The following is a 14,970-nucleotide window of genomic DNA, read 5'->3' as shown; positions in this document are numbered from 1 at the left end:
AGGCCTAGGCCATGTGCCGGGAGGGATGATGTTCAAGGTATGGATACCGTTGCTGTTCGCTGTTCTTACTGGGTGGCTCACCCCGGCCAGCGCGGCCACTGTTCCCGGAACAGTAGAGATTGTCAGTGACGCCTGGAATAACTACACCGGCGAAGACGGCACTGGCCTGGGCTGGGATTTGCTGCGTACGATTTTTGAGCCTGCGGGTTACAAGGTGGTGTGGCGAATCGAGCCCTATTCGCGCTCCGTCGGCCTGGTTCAGCACGGCGAGGCAGACGCGTGGGCAGGCTCCTATCAAAACGAGCAAACGGCGTTGTACCCCCGCTGGCACTACGACACTGACCATATTTACGCACTCAGCCTGGCCAGCTTTCCGGCACCCACCACCGCCAGTTTGGGGGGGTATCGCCTGGCCTGGGTACGGGGTTATGAGTTTCAGCGCTATTTGCCGAGCGTGACCCGCTATGAAGAAATCCGCAGGCGTGACGGTATTCTGGAAATGCTCAAGCGAGGCCGCGCGGATTACTACGTAGACGCTGAGCAGGAAATGGACTACATCCAGCGCCTCATGCCAGACCCCGCCGCCTACCGGCTCACCCACTTGATCGATTTGCCCTTGTATTTGGGCTTCACCGACAGTGCCCGTGGGCGAGAGCTGCGAGACGTCTTTGATAAGCGCATGGATCAACTGGTGGCCAGTGGCGAACTGCGCCCGCTCTACGCGCGCTGGGAAATGCCATACCCCTTTGAGCAAGGCGCTGACTCCAAAGCGCGCAAGCAAAAAGACTGATAGAACCGTTCGATAGGTGGCTTCGATATTTCGCACTGAGCGTGCACTGGCGCAGATGTTACAATGTGACATTTCCAGCCTTCACAGATAGGAGCACATGGTGCCCGTCGCTTTCGTCGCTGCTTCCAAACTGCCAACGCCCTTTGCCACCTTCACCATGCACGGCTTTCTAGAAGCCGCCACAGGGCGTGAGCATGTCGTCTTGAGCCTCGGCGATGTTGCCGATGGCGTGCCAGTGCTGGGCCGGGTCCATTCCGAATGCCTTACCGGCGATGCCCTGTTCAGCCAGCGCTGCGATTGTGGCTCACAGCTTGAAGCTGCGTTGCAGGCCATCGCTAAGGAAGGGCGTGGCGTGTTGATGTACCTGCGTCAGGAAGGGCGAGGCATTGGCCTGATGAACAAGATCCGCGCCTATGCGCTGCAAGATCAGGGGGCCGACACTGTGGAGGCCAACGAGCGGCTAGGTTTTGCGGCAGACCAGCGGGATTATTCGATTTGCCTGCCCATGCTTGAGCACCTGGGCGTGAAGGCGCTGCGGCTGATGACCAACAACCCTCGCAAGGTCAAGGCACTGACAGACATGGGTATCACTGTCGCCGAGCGCGTGCCCTTGCACACGGGCCATAACCCTCACAACCAGCATTATCTGGCGACCAAGGCTGGCAAGCTTGGTCACATGATGGGCGATTGAGGCGGTAGACAAGCGCGTTGGAGTAGTAGGGATAGCGGTAGATCAATCTCCGATCTACCGTAGCTGGGCTAGCGAGGCGTCAGGCCAGCCGTGCCTTAATAGCGGCCTCGATACCGGCTTCATCCAGCCCGCATTCAGCCAGCATTTGCGCCGGCTTGGCGTGTTCCACGTAAGTGTCCGGCAGGCCCAGTTGCAGCAGTGGGATCAAAATACCCTCTCGCGCCAGGTATTCACCTACCGCAGACCCTGCACCCCCCATGATGGCGTTCTCTTCGATCGTGACCAGCAGCCCGTGCCGGGCAGCCATTGCCTTGACCAAAGCCTCATCCAGGGGTTTGACGAAGCGCATGTCTACGACCGTTGCGTCCAGCCGTTGCGCGACGGCCAGTGCCTCGGTCAGCTGTACGCCGAACACCAATATCGCCACGCCTTGGCCTTGCCGCCTGACCACACCCCTACCTACCTCGACCGTGCCTAGCGCAGCGTTCATCGGTGCGTTGGGGCCAGTGCCACGTGGGTAGCGCACAGCGGCCGGGCCCGGATAGTGGAAGCCTGTGCTAAGCATCAGCCGCAGCTCATTTTCATCACTGGGCGCCATGATGACCAAGCCTGGGATGCAGCGAAGGAAGGAGAGGTCAAAGCTGCCCGCGTGGGTAGGCCCGTCTTCACCGACCAGGCCTGCGCGGTCGATGGCGAAGAGAACGTCCAGGCCCTGAACCGCTACGTCGTGGATCAGCTGGTCGTAGCCGCGCTGCAAGAAGGTGGAGTAGATCGCGACCACAGGTTTTACGCCTTCGCACGCCAACCCCGCAGCGAGGGTTACTGCGTGCTGCTCGGCGATGGCCACGTCAAAGTAGCGATCAGGGAACCGTTCGCTGAAGGCCACGAGGTCCGAGCCTTCTTTCATCGCGGGAGTGATTCCCACCAGCCGCGAATCGGCTTCGGCCATGTCGCACAACCATTGCCCGAACACGCTGGAATACTTGGGGCCGCTGGGCTTTTTGACCACGCCCGGTGTAGGCGCCAAGGGCTCGAGTTTGGTAATGGCGTGGTAACCGATAGGGTCGACTTCGGCGGGCGCGAACCCTTTGCCTTTTTTGGTAACCACATGCAAAAACTGCGGCCCTTTGAGGTCGCGCATGTTGCGCAATGTGGCAATCAGCGTAGGCAGGTCGTGCCCGTCAATGGGGCCGATGTAGTTCCAGCCCAGCTCTTCGAACAGGGTGCCCGGTACCAGCATGCCCTTGGCGTATTCCTCTGTGCGGCGGGCAATTTCCCAGGCGCCCGGCAGGCGCGAAAGTACCTTTTTGCTGCCTTCACGCATGCTGGAATAGGTGCGGCTGGACAGAATCTTGGCCAGGTAGTTGGACAGCCCGCCTACGTTACGGGAAATGGACATGTCGTTATCGTTGAGGATAACCAGCATGTTCGCATTCACTTCCGGCGCGTGATTGAGCGCCTCAAAGGCCATGCCCGCAGTGAGCGCACCGTCACCGATCACAGCAATGGCCTTACGGTCGCTGCCTTGCAGGCGGGCGGCAATGGCCATGCCCAGCGCGGCACTGATGGATGTGCTTGAGTGCCCGACGCCAAAGGTGTCATAGGGGCTTTCACTGCGGCGAGGGAAGGCTGCCAGGCCTTCTTTTTGACGCAGGCTGTGCATGCGCTCGCGGCGGCCAGTGAGGATCTTGTGGGGGTAGGCCTGGTGGCCAACGTCCCATACCAGCCGGTCGTCCGGGGTATCGAAGACGTAGTGCAACGCAATGGTCAACTCGATCACGCCAAGCCCGGCCCCGAAATGGCCGCCGGTTTGCCCAACGCTGTACAGCAGCGCCTGGCGCAGCTCGTCGGCCAGGCTTTCAAGCTCGGCTTCGCCCAGGCGCCGCAGGCCGGCTGGCGTATCGGCGCTATCCAGCAACGGGGTTGGCGGGCGCTCACGGGGAATTTCTTGGAACGTCGTAGGCATCAGGCGGATCGTTTTGGAAGCCATAAAGGGGAAGAGTTTACCCTATGGCGTGGGCCTATAGGAGGCTTGCGCGACGATGGCCGTGCTGCCTGGGTGGTGACCGGTGCACGCTGCGCTTTATCGCGCGCTGCGTAGGCTCGCACATGAAGGGCTGGCGGCCTGCCCAGGTGAGCGACGCTTAGTGACGCCGCTCTACGATGTACCGGGCCAGCTCCCGAAGCGGCTCGGCGTCAGGGCCGAAGGGGCGCAGTGCATGCAGCGCCTGGTCGCGCAGCTCAAGGGCATAGCCTTTGGCAGTAGCCAGCCCCATCAAGGCAGGGTAGGTCGGCTTGTCGCGGGCGATATCGGCGCCTTGGCGCTTGCCCAGGGTAGCGGTATCGCTTTCTACGTCCAGGATGTCGTCCTGCACCTGGAAGGCCAGGCCGATAGCTCGCGCATAATTCTTCAGTGCTTTGAGGTCATCGGGTTGTGCCCGCTGGCTCGCCAGGGCGCCCAGTACCACGCTGGCCTCGATCAGTGCCCCGGTCTTGTGCCGGTGCATCTGCTCGAGGGCTGTCTGGTCCAACCTGAGCCCAACCGACCCCAGGTCGATCGCCTGGCCCCCCACCATGCCGGCCGGGCCTGCACCCTGCGCAAGCGCCTGCACCATCTGCAGGCGCAGGGTATCGTGCAAATGCCCGAGGCGGGGTGAGGTAAGTGCCGTAAACGCCAGCGCCTGCAGGCCATCCCCCGCCAGGATCGCACAGGCTTCGTCGAAGGCTTTGTGTGTGGTGGGCTTGCCGCGCCGCAGGTCATCGTCGTCCATGGCCGGCAAATCGTCGTGGACCAGCGAATAGGCATGGATCAACTCCACCGCGCACGCGGCGCCATCAGCATTGGCAGGGTCACCGCCCAAAGCGTCACAGGCGGCATACACCAGCAGAGGCCGCACCCGCTTACCGCCATTCATCACGCTGTAGTGCATGGCCTCATAGAGCCGTGCCAGCTCTTGGAGCGGCGCTTTGAGCAGCTGCTGCAACGCGGCGTCTACACGTACCTGACAGCGTGCCTGATACCCGGCGATCATTGCGTGTCGTCCACATCCAGGGGTTCTTCTACGAGCTGACCGTCTTGCTCCAGCAATTGCTGGACCTTCACCTCGGCCGCAGCCAGCGCGTCCTGGCAGTCACGGGTTAGCCGTATGCCTTGTTCGAAGGCCGTGAGGGAGTCTTCCAAGGACAGCTGCCCGTTTTCCAGGCGCTCTACCAAGGATTGCAGATCCGTGAGCGATTGCTCGAAGTCCAGAGCGGTTTTCTTTCGGGCCATGGCGGGGTTCTCGGGGGGCATGATTAACCGGGGGACGTTAGCAGAGCAGAACAGTGCGGGCAAACCGCCATGTCATCGCCCCTCAATGCTTGATGCTGCCGGATAGACCGCTCGTCCAGATGTGCCTGCCTCTTCATGAACCAAACGGCGCCTAAAACGCCGACAGTAGTAGTGGGCGACAGGGGTCGCCTAGGCGTCTAAACCATGAGGGATATGCCATGGACTCATTACTTTCCGGCTTGATAGGCCTTGTCGTACTGATAGCGGATATCTGGGCCATCGTCAGCGTATGGCGCAGCAGCAAATCATCGGGTACCAAAGTGGGCTGGACCGTGCTGATCTTCATCCTGCCCGTCGTAGGATTGATTATCTGGGGTGTCATGGGCCCACGCGGCATGCAGCCACCGACCTCGCCCACCCACAGCAAGGGCTGACCGGCAACGGTGTCCAGCGAGTGCCTGGCAACGTTGAACGAAAGCTGAATCACGGTGACGCGATTCAGCTTTTTTTCGACAGCGTGAAAGCTGTCACATTACTTTCAAGCCCAAGGGATCCGTGGGTTGTAGTGCATTTGCAAAAACGCTGGCGCAAGAATATCTGGATCGTTCGTCTGAACCCCCATGGTAGAGCGCCCACGCTTCGTCTACGCTGAGGCCTAACAATAAGAAAACCGTGAAAGGAAGTTTGCCATGCTTGACTATAAGAAAACCCATCGTTGCCTTCTTGCCGACGTAGCCTCTGGCCAATCTACCCATCGCGGGCAGTTGACCCAGACCTTGCAAGCCCTGGTGCTCTCGGGCTTTCTTCGTAGCGAACGCGTATACAACCCGGACCGGGCTATCGTGTTCAGGCTTACGTTAACGCCAGCCGGGCATGAATACCTGGCAGGGTTATGGCATTGAAGGGGGACACCTAAACCCAAGGCCGGCATACTGCCGGCCTTTGCTGTTGGGCCTCCAGTTAACGTGTTGGCATTGGCTCGTGGAAGTATCGATTAGCGCCCTCAGCTTTTAGGCGCCTTGGTCCCTAACACATCACGAATGCTATCAACGACATTGCTGTCCTTGATTACATCGCTGAGCCATCCTTCAAGCGGCATATTTCCCCACTTTATTGCACGTTCGATCAAGTAAGGCACCGGGCTCTGGGGTTCGGTCTGCTTGAAAAACTGTGCGATACCGGCAAGCATCGTGAAGGCTTCGTCCCGGGTCAGTGGCGTAGTGCGCAGCGCTGTCGGCACGGCGTCCTGGGCAGTCAGGGCGTGCACATAGGGTTGACCAGGGGCGTCAGTGGCGTGGCCTTGGGGCTCAGTCAAGGCCTGGGTTGTCGGCACCTTAATGCCCCGGTCCTTCAGCAGTTTTTCTGTCAATTGAGCCGCACGAGAAAGTACCTCGTTCAATGCTGAAAAGCTGGGTGCTTCGTGTCCGAACAAATGGTCCACCTTGGCTTGCAATCGTCGGCAAGCCTTCAGGCTCTCATTGATTTCCGACGCTTTGCTCATCAAGTGATCACTGTCGGTGAGTACCACGGAGCGTTGGAACATCTCTGCGTTGATCTTACCTTCGGCCAAGGCTGCATTCATCGCCTGCTGATTTTGCAGCGCCAGGTTTTCCATCTGCCGGGATTCGTCATAGCGCAGCAGGCCGAACTTCTGCCCCTGGGTAATCGGTAGCCCGCCTACCAACGCGGTAAGCGTACTGCTTAGCCAGGCAAGGCGCGCAGCGCGTTCTTCAAGCCCTTCATCGGCTGCGGGGAACAGGCCTGGCCAAAATGCTTCAAGAATGCGCTCGGCTACTGTCAGCCCGAATGTGATACCGACAAAATGATGCCTGTGTGCAAGGCCCTCACACAGCCACGCCACGAGCATCAGGTCCTTGCTGTATTGGGAGAGCCCTTCGGCCGCCAGGGTGATGGTCAGGTCCCAGTCCGAAATCTTCAGATCGGTTTGCCAATCGCCTTGGGTCAGGTAGTCAGGGTCTGCTCGACGTGCCTCTTTAATCTGATCAAATAGCATTGAAAAGCTCAGGTCTTCGCCGCTTCCTTCCTGGATGGGCATTGTGAGCTCGGTCAGAGAAAGATCGTTGAGTAATTCAGGCATGGTCCACTCTGTAGACGATAGAAAAACACCATGCCAAGGGACTGGCATGGTGTCGATAACGGGTTATCGCCGATGGCGAATGCCCGTTGCGCTTACTCGATCAGGCGAAGACCTTGTTTGCGGTACGGTCCCAGCCGCCGGTAACGTTCCCGCCGCCCTGGCCGTCGGCGCGGCTCTGTTGGGTGTAGGTAGTCTTGATGCGCGCAAAGTTGAAGCTGATCTCTTCAATAGGCAGATCGCTAGTGGCTTTATCTTCACCATTCTGGTTGCCACCGGCCAACGCTCGTACCGAGGACACTACAACTTCTTCCAGGTTGTAAGTGAGGTAGGTCACCTTGTCACCACCTGCGCGGTTTACGTTCAGTTGGATCTTGGGAATGTGGGTACCTTTGCAGCAAGCCTCGAACAACTTGGCAGAGGCCTTATCGACGGCCTTGCGAATGCTGAAATCACTAAGCGCTACACGCTCGGAGGACGCACCACCCGAGGAGCTTGCAGTAGCAGACGTCGCTTGAGTGGCCTCGAACTCAAACCCCAATACCTCGATCCAATCCTTGTGTTTTTCGTCCAGCGCTTCACCTGGGATGCCTTCAATCTGGATATATGCATCAAATGCCATTGTTACTTCTCCTTACTCACATTACGGGCTCGCGTGTAGCCCATTAGTTAGCCTCGCTGAACATCCACGAGGCCAGTGACACTCTGGCCTCTGAGTTGAGGGCCAAAGCGTCGGTATTGCCTGCGGCGCGATTCAGTTGAGCGCACGCACCTCGATTTCTACCCGCCGGTTAGGCTCCAGGCATTGAATGAGCTGGGCCTTGGGCAGTTGCATGTCGCACTTGACCAAAGGCTTCTCGCTGCCTTCGCCCACGGCCTCGATCAGCCTGGCAGGTACGCCCTTGCCGATCAGGTAGGTTTTGATGGTTTGTGCCCGTTGCTGAGAAACCTGAAGGTTGCCCTGGCGGTCGCCAATCTGGTCGGCATGGCCGCCAATGATGATCCTGCCAATGCCGGGGGTATTCAGCAGCTTGCTGGCGATCGCACTGAGTTGGCTTTGCCCCTCCGCTTTTAGGCTCTGGAAATCCGCTCGGCCGAAAGCGAACAGCGTGTCCGACTCTAGCGTGATGGTTTCGATGGAGCGCAGTGATTGCGAGAGCAGGCTATCAATGTAATTACGCGAACTGGACGTAAGGAATGCGTTATCGATAATGCGCGGCACGTCCGGCTCGTGAATCTGGTCGCTATAGAAGGTGACCTGGCGGCTGGCCAGCTCGTAATCACTGCCACCAGCAGCGGTGGTTTTGCCGGTTTTAAGGGCGATTGCCGGGTACCAGTAATCCGGGATCTTGGCTTTGAGGAAGGCCGGGTCGGCCTTATCCCGCTGCGCTCGCGAAAGCATCACGTAGGTTGTCAGCGTGGCCTTGCCGAATTCCGCGATCGATTGCGCTCGGTTATCCACCGGAAGTGCTCGCGGTTCAACGCTATCCACTCCGGTAATGGGCGTGAGTTCTTTGGCGTTGCGTTGGTACACCTTGAGGGTGGTCAGCAGGTACAGCGAGCGGGTGAGGTTGTCTGCAGTGGGCTTGAGCATGACGGTCTCAAGCCGGCTGAAATAGCGTTCGCGCACCACGGGCTCGACCTTATAACCCTGGTAGAGGCCCAGGCGCATTCGCATCGGCACACCCTGCCCATGGTGGCGGGCGTAATAATTGCCCGCCCGGAAGCGCAGGCGATCTAGGGTCTGCCAGGCGGTGTATTGGCTTGGGTTGGTTTTATCCTCGGCCGCTGCCGTGGCGAGTTCCGCCGACACGGTATCGATTTCGGTTTTGTTGTTCCAATATGACCAACCCCAAAGGCCGCACAGTAGTACCGCGATCACGCCACTCGCTCCGACCCAAACGGCCTTACGGCGGCGCTCGCGGAAGTTAGTGGTATACAGCGCGACCAAGTGCTGATCCGGAATGATCACCTTGCGGAACAGGCTATTAATGAATATCGGTTGGGGCAAGGCGTTGTGGCTGACAGCCTCTGCTTCCGCTTGTAGAGAAAAGCGTGTGCTGACCTGACGAGCATGCTCACCGGTTTCCGGGGCGTCGGCATCCAGCGCGCTAGTGAAATAAAAACCGCGCAACAGTTCAGCGTTTTGGTACGGGTTAGCGCGAAGCAACGCCTCCACGAACAGCTGCAAATTGGGCTTAAGCGCTGCCAGCTCCAGTGGGAAGCGATAGACCGTAGAGTCTTGGCGAGTAATGTGTATGTCTTGGGCCACCAACTGTTGGTCGGCAACGCCCTGCCAGTAGTGAACGAGTTCGTCCATGGCCACGCTGAAGCGTTGCCCCCAGTCGGCCCGCTCATAGTCGGCGTGCGCGAAGGTCTTGCCCATTACTTCACCACGGGCTGTCTCGTCCAAACGCCGGTAGAACGGGATGAAGCCCGGTACCAAGTCGCACTTGGTGAACACCAGGTACACCGGCAAGCGGATTTCCAGCAACGAATGGGTTTCTTGAATGCGTTCGCGTAGCCGTTTGGCGATCCGCTCCTGGTCTTCTAGAGAGGTTTGCAGAATGTCATGGATGCTCACCGTGACGATTAGCCCATTGAGGGGGCGGCGCTGGCGGTGCTGGCGTAGCAGTTGAAGAAACGCCCGCCATTTCCCGGCTTCCTCTGGGCTGTCCATGTAGCGGCCAGCAGTGTCCAGCAGTGTCCAGCAGCACAGCTTCGGAGCTGAAGAACCAGTCGCAGTTACGGGTGCCGCCAAGCCCGGCAACCCTTACACCCTCACGCTCGGCGTAAGGGAAGTTCAGCCCGGACTGATACAGCATGGTGCTCTTGCCAGCTGCAGGCTGACCTACTACCAAGTACCAAGGAAGGGCGTAAAGCGCGTCCTGAGTGCGGCCACTACGGGGCTTATTGCCGTGCAAGCGCTCAATGCTGTGTAGTAGGCGCTCCCGCAGCAGGCTGACCTCTTCGCGGTCCCCTGGGCTGGCATTGAGTACGGCTTGATCAGCGTCGTCCCGTAGCAGGTTTTCCAGGTTGGGATACCGGGAAACCCCTCGATAAAGCAGCAGCACGTAGCCTGCCGATAACAATAGGAACAGGCCGATGCCGAACAGCAAACTGCTTAGTGAGCTAAAGCCCAGCGCGTAGCCAGCCCCCCACACCACAAACGTGCAGAGGAAAAAACACATCCCCAGAATGTAAGGCTGGTAGCGCAGAAAGTAATATTTGATCTTGTTCATACGGGCTTCACATCCAGCGCGCCAACAAAATGATGGATAACGTTAAACAGAGGGCGATCGGGGTCGATTGAACGAATAGCCTGGCCAGTAATGTGCGAGGTGGTGGAGCCAGTGAATAAGGCGGCGCTGCTCTTTGGCTGGCAGGGCTGGGCTAGCGCTGTGTAGAGGCCAGCAGTCGTCCTTGAGCCAAAGCTGTATAGCCGCGGGTGCATGAAGTCATCCGCCAGCACGTTCACCTCGGGCGCCTGCTGACGAGCGTTCAATCGTGATAGCCAATCGATCCATAGGTCGGCGGTCGGATTCTTCAGCCCTCTTTCAGCAGGTAAGGGTAAGCACGTGGCCATGGGCTCGCCTTGCTTAGGCACTAGCCTGGCAGCGTTCAACTGGGCCAGCACAGCGTCAGTTGCCAGTTCTGGAGACGCGTTATTCAAAGCCGTGCTGATGTTTGTCAGGGTGAAGTTCCACAGGAATTTCTCGTGTACTTGACGAAAGAGTGCCAAGTCCTGGCTTTGCAGCGGCCGCAGGGCTTCTATCTGCTTGAACAACACGCTTTGGGCTTCACCTTGAACAGCTAGGTGCAGCAAGGGTTTGATACGTGCGCTGAACAGCTCGCTCAGGGTGAAGGGGTTGAGTAGCGTTCCTGCATCTTTGGCTTTCACCGCCTGGAAGATAAAAAACGGGTAGCGCCGGTCACTGGCGTCCTTCGAGCTGATCAAGCCTCCCAGTAGGGCGTTTCCAGACTTTGCTCGATAGGAGAAGAAACACACCGGCAGCCTATCGAATACGGCTTTCCAGCTGTCATGGTGCTGCAAGGCCGCCAGGGCCGTTTGCAGCCAGCTGTCGAACTCGCAGGCCTCTTCAATCGCCCCATGGAGGCTGACGAAGTCTGAGCTCGCCGGTATTTTTCCGAAGCAGCCGATCATAGGCCGCTCTCCTGAGGGTGGCGTTGGTTGTTCACTTGCCACGGCCCTCAGCGATGCTGGCGGGTGAGTTGAGCGCGCTTAGCGATTTCACGTTCGCCAAGTCGGTCAGCTTCACACCCCCATAGTTACGTACCGTCAGGCTTACCAAGCCGCTGGCAGTGTTCCAGCTGAAACGCTGCTGGATGCCGTCCAGGTCATCTACCCGGGCGCTGTCGTTCATCCGCAGCAGGCCCCAACGCCCAGGGTAGTCGAACACAGTGATGCGTTCGCCAGCGAGGGTCACCACGTCCAGGCGCGCGCCGGGGGCGGTGGTGGTGCCCGGCCAGGAGAAGCGGCTCCAGTTGGTTTTACCGTTGCGATAATGCTGGGCCTGCCCGTCGAGGGTGAAGATGATGTCGGTGAAACGGGTGGAAGGCTCCAGCATGATTTCAAAACCGTTGTCTTTGTCAGACAGGCTGGCGATCACTTGGCCTACCGAGCTGGCTTTGTCGATATTGTTGACGATGCTTGGGTTCACCAGCGGGGCCTGCTTGGCGCTGCTGCCCATGCCCAGCCCTTCACCACCGGAGAGGTTGCCGATTTCATTACGTTTGAAATTGGGCAACAGGCCGGATTCGGGATCGACGAAACGCTGCAGATCTTTCACCGAGGCCTCGTTGCGGCTACCAGGCGCGATCGGGTAGCGGTGGGCCATAACCTGCTCCCATGGTTTGGCGATCTCCTGGGCCCAGGCTTTGGCTATCTGCTGGCCCGCCGGGTCGCGCAGGGTTTCCCAAGCGAACTGGATCGGCAGGCTGAACAACCCTTGGAGCGACGCCGAGAGGCTGCCTTGGCTGGTGTCCACCGTGGTTTCTACATAGTTGCGAGCGTTGGTGACTTCGCTAGGCTGGCCTTCGAGGGTTTCGCTGATCAGCTGTTTGCTGCTTTTGCCCACATCCTGGGAGCGTTGGATATTGGTCATGCGCACTTTGAGTTTGCGCAGCGCAGCCAAGTAGCGGTCCATCACCGTACTGTCGGCGCCTTCGGCATTCTGCGCGGCGAATAGGCGAGACACAGGCTCGAAGCGTTTTGCCAGCGAACCGTCGTCCACCTGAGGCAGTGGTGAAACCAAGGTGCTTGACGCTTTGGGCGCATGGTCGAACAGCCCTGTCACCTGTGCCCAAAAAGAGTCATCAGGCGTGTTACCCGTTTGCTGGGGCTGGCGCAGAGCCGGGGCGTCCCACTGGGTATTTTCGTTCACGCCCGACAGTAATGCCTTAACGGGGGAATTCACCACATCGCTTAACAGAGATAGCTGCTGCGTGGCATTGCCCAAGTCGGTGAAGTGGCGAACGCCTACGCTGTTGACCATGGTGTACCACGCCTGTGCGTAGTCGCGTTTATAGCGGGCCATGAACTCACGAATGAAGTTGGCCTTCTGCACGATGCTGTCGCCACCATCGCCATCGAGCACCCAGTCAGACTCATTGCGCAAGTTGCCCGAAACGAGCTTGATCAACTCAGGCTTGACGAAAGTATCCCAGCCCTGGCGGGTGAAAATGGCCGGCACGGCTTCGCCGCCATAGAGCAGTTGGCGACCTGGCATAGGCACCAGACCGTTAAGCCCGATGGAGGGGAACTGCCGGCTGGCCTCCAACTGCAAGCGCAAGTATTCGCGATCCACCAGCGAGCTGAAGATCATAAAGCCCTTCAGGCTTTTGCGAGTGGCTTCTACCGGTTGTTCGTTACGGGGTAGGGCAGGGGCCTGGCCTTTTTCGAGCAACTGCACGTACATCGAGGTATTGCCTCGAATGATCTCGTCACTCACCGGCCCTTGTGGGGTGGCAGCGGTGGCCCAGGCCAGGGGCAAGGCGGCGCTGACGAACTCAGGGGCCGGATGGCTGCCGGGCTGGGTGAGCATCAAGTAAAGCTTCAGCGCGTTGTACGACTCGATGATCGACGCCACTTGCTGTTCATCCAGGCGGCCAAGCATGTCCTCGGACAGCGATAACCCGCCAGTGGTGGCAGACAATTCAGCCGCGGTATTAGGGGTAGCAGGGTTGCGCACATCCGCCATGGCGCTATTGCCTGCCCTGGTTGCACTGCCGCGGGCCATGGTTTTGAGGCTGCTGCCGGCACCACTGAAATTGCGTGGCAGGCTGCTCAACGTTGGCGTACCGGATGGAGTCAGGGCTTTTACGCCCCGGTCCAGGTATTTCTGGCCCTTCGATGGCTTGTTCCCAGCCTTGGCAGACGCTGGCTCGAAGTGGTTTTGTGGGTTAACGGCATCGGCGAACTCGTTGAACTCGCGCATTTGCAATTGCAGCTTGAGTGCGACAGGTTCAAGGGCCTGGGCCCGCAGCTGTTGCAGGTACGCAGGTTGTATGGACGCATAGAGGTCGTCGCCACGGTACAGCCCGGCGCTAAGGCGCAATGGCACGCCCTTGGCGCGGTATTTTTCGATCACCAGCATTTCGTTGCGAAGTAGCTCCAGGCCAGCCCCAGACGCTAAACGCTCATCACGATCAGGCGCGTCGATCAGCTCGCGCACGCTGTGCTGCATGGCCGCTACCCAGTCGCGGTTGTTCTGGAAGGCCAACGCCTGCCAGCCGACGAAGCCTACCCCTGCCAGCACACCCAAACCAATGAGCGCGGGGCCGAAGGCTCGGGTTTGTCCAGAGCGAGACTGATAAAGCGTCAGGTCGCGGTCAGCGAAAATCACTCGCCGGAAGGTGTCGGTAATGAAGTAGCTGCGATCGCCGACCTTTTTGCTCCCGGCCTCTGTGGCCGCCAAGGTTTCAGCGGCAGGTTGCAAGGCAAAGGATTCGGCCAGGTCGTCTTCGTATACCTGACTCAGCTGCTGGTCGGTTTGCAGCGCGCTGGTGAAGTAAAGGCCTCGTAACAGTAGAGGGCTGGAGCCAGGGCCAGGCGAGGTGAAATGCTCCAGGAACTGTTCCAGCACGCCAGATAGCTCGGCAAAGTAGTTGGGGAAATTCAACAGCGCGCTGCTGGCGCCTGCGCCCAGGGTGATCATTTGGGCATTTACATGGCGCTGGATGCCGCCATGCACATTGGCCAGTTTCTGGTCCAATACCGCGCGCAGGCCCTTGGTCTGGATCTCGGACAGCGCAAAGGTCATACCCAGGGGCTGTTGACGCTCGTGCAGGTCCAGGCCTTCGAACGCCTCGTGAAAACCAGGCAACTGGTCAGTTTTGCTGAGCATCAGGTAGATCGGTGAATGGGCGTCCAGGGCGCGGGTGTATTGCTCGATGCGCGACACCAGCTGCGCAGCCATGTCAGCCCGCTCCTGGCTGGTCGCCGCCAGCAGCTCCGGAAGGCTTACCACCAGGACCAGGCCGTTTACTGCGGCTCTTTTGCGCTGCTTTTTCAAGAGTTGCAGGAACGCGGTGAATTCATTTGCGGACTGGTCGTCGTGCACATAGCGACCAGCGGTATCGATCAGCACGGCGTCGGGGCTGAAATACCAGTCGCAGTGTTGGGTTCCACCGTCGATGGCGTTCTGGCTGCTGGCAATGCTGGCTGACAGGCCCGAGCGGGTAAGCAGCGAGGTTTTGCCGGCCGCTGACATGCCGATAACCAAGTACCAGGGCAGGTCATGCAGCGCCGAAGCGCCGCCGCCGCCAGCGGAGCGGTCTGCACGCAACATGGCGATGGCATGTTTGAGCCGGTCACGAAGCACCTGCTGGTCGCGGAATTCCGTATTGGGCTTGAGCGAGCGGTCGACTTCGATCTGAACCAGGTTTTCCAGGTTGTGCTCGGTACGAATGCGCCTGTACTGACGCAGCACGATCACCAGCAGGTAGAACGCGGTAATGACTGCCATGGCTTCAAGCACATGGTTACGCCACCCATTCAGGCGTGGCGCGATCAACCAGCAGGCGAGCAGGCTTCCCAGCCACAGCACCGGAATGAGAAACCAGAAACTTTTTGATGCACGAACAAGTGTTTTCATGTCTTC

The 14,970-nt window shown here is 59.1% G+C and carries 11 protein-coding genes and 1 pseudogene; 4 read left to right on the top strand and 8 right to left on the bottom strand.

What is annotated here, in order from left to right; translation table 11 throughout:
- Window positions 1-28: 28 nt before the first annotated feature.
- Together AC4LE2_RS18455 and ribA are read left to right on the top strand one after the other, a co-directional pair.
- Window positions 29-790: a substrate-binding periplasmic protein gene (locus AC4LE2_RS18455; RefSeq protein ID WP_491827268.1), complete on the top strand. Its 762-nt coding sequence runs from the start codon at window positions 29-31 to the stop codon at window positions 788-790.
- Between the two features lie 100 nt (window positions 791-890).
- Window positions 891-1,481, top strand: a complete 591-nt coding sequence (gene ribA, locus AC4LE2_RS18450; RefSeq protein WP_491828177.1) for a GTP cyclohydrolase II — start codon at window positions 891-893, stop codon at window positions 1,479-1,481.
- A 79-nt stretch (window positions 1,482-1,560) separates the two neighbouring features.
- On the opposite strand, the gene dxs is transcribed toward ribA, so the two are convergent.
- The 3 genes from dxs to AC4LE2_RS18435 form a co-directional block, all read right to left on the bottom strand.
- Entirely contained in the window at window positions 1,561-3,447 is a 1,887-nt protein-coding gene (gene dxs / locus AC4LE2_RS18445; RefSeq protein ID WP_491827266.1) for a 1-deoxy-D-xylulose-5-phosphate synthase, read from the bottom strand.
- A gap of 178 nt (window positions 3,448-3,625) precedes the next feature.
- Window positions 3,626-4,513 carry a polyprenyl synthetase family protein gene (locus AC4LE2_RS18440; RefSeq protein ID WP_491827264.1) on the bottom strand — a complete coding sequence of 296 codons (888 nt, stop codon included), beginning with the start codon at window positions 4,511-4,513 and terminating at the stop codon, window positions 3,626-3,628.
- Window positions 4,510-4,752, bottom strand: coding sequence for an exodeoxyribonuclease VII small subunit (locus AC4LE2_RS18435; protein WP_491827262.1), 243 nt, complete (start codon window positions 4,750-4,752; stop codon window positions 4,510-4,512). Before AC4LE2_RS18435 ends, AC4LE2_RS18440 begins: the two co-directional genes overlap by 4 nt.
- A gap of 218 nt (window positions 4,753-4,970) precedes the next feature.
- On the opposite strand from AC4LE2_RS18435, the gene AC4LE2_RS18430 reads away from it, so the two are divergent.
- The gene (locus tag AC4LE2_RS18430; RefSeq protein ID WP_491827260.1) at window positions 4,971-5,186 is read left to right on the top strand and encodes a PLD nuclease N-terminal domain-containing protein; all 216 of its coding nucleotides are present in this window, start codon (window positions 4,971-4,973) and stop codon (window positions 5,184-5,186) included.
- Window positions 5,187-5,441: 255 nt separating this feature from the next.
- Complete coding sequence (locus tag AC4LE2_RS18425) at window positions 5,442-5,654, top strand: hypothetical protein (protein WP_491827258.1); 213 nt, start codon at window positions 5,442-5,444, stop codon at window positions 5,652-5,654.
- Window positions 5,655-5,755: 101 nt separating this feature from the next.
- Here the strand turns inward: AC4LE2_RS18425 and tssA are convergent, their stop codons facing one another.
- The 5 genes and pseudogenes from tssA to AC4LE2_RS18400 form a co-directional block, all read right to left on the bottom strand.
- Window positions 5,756-6,850: a type VI secretion system protein TssA gene (gene tssA / locus AC4LE2_RS18420; protein ID WP_491827256.1), complete on the bottom strand. Its 1,095-nt coding sequence runs from the start codon at window positions 6,848-6,850 to the stop codon at window positions 5,756-5,758.
- A gap of 100 nt (window positions 6,851-6,950) precedes the next feature.
- Window positions 6,951-7,469, bottom strand: a complete 519-nt coding sequence (locus tag AC4LE2_RS18415) for an Hcp family type VI secretion system effector (RefSeq protein ID WP_491827254.1) — start codon at window positions 7,467-7,469, stop codon at window positions 6,951-6,953.
- A gap of 132 nt (window positions 7,470-7,601) precedes the next feature.
- Window positions 7,602-10,089: pseudogene (gene tssM, locus AC4LE2_RS18410) on the bottom strand (type VI secretion system membrane subunit TssM).
- Window positions 10,086-11,012 carry a type VI secretion system-associated protein TagF gene (gene tagF, locus AC4LE2_RS18405; RefSeq protein WP_491827253.1) on the bottom strand — a complete coding sequence of 309 codons (927 nt, stop codon included), beginning with the start codon at window positions 11,010-11,012 and terminating at the stop codon, window positions 10,086-10,088. The pseudogene tssM and the gene tagF overlap by 4 nt, the downstream one beginning before the upstream one ends.
- Window positions 11,013-11,043: 31 nt before the next feature.
- Entirely contained in the window at window positions 11,044-14,964 is a 3,921-nt protein-coding gene (locus tag AC4LE2_RS18400; RefSeq protein ID WP_491827251.1) for a type VI secretion protein IcmF/TssM N-terminal domain-containing protein, read from the bottom strand.
- Window positions 14,965-14,970: the final 6 nt, after the last annotated feature.

It is taken from the genome of Pseudomonas sp. 9.3L (assembly GCF_058536285.1).
This window is presented reverse-complemented; position numbering and strand designations above follow the sequence as displayed.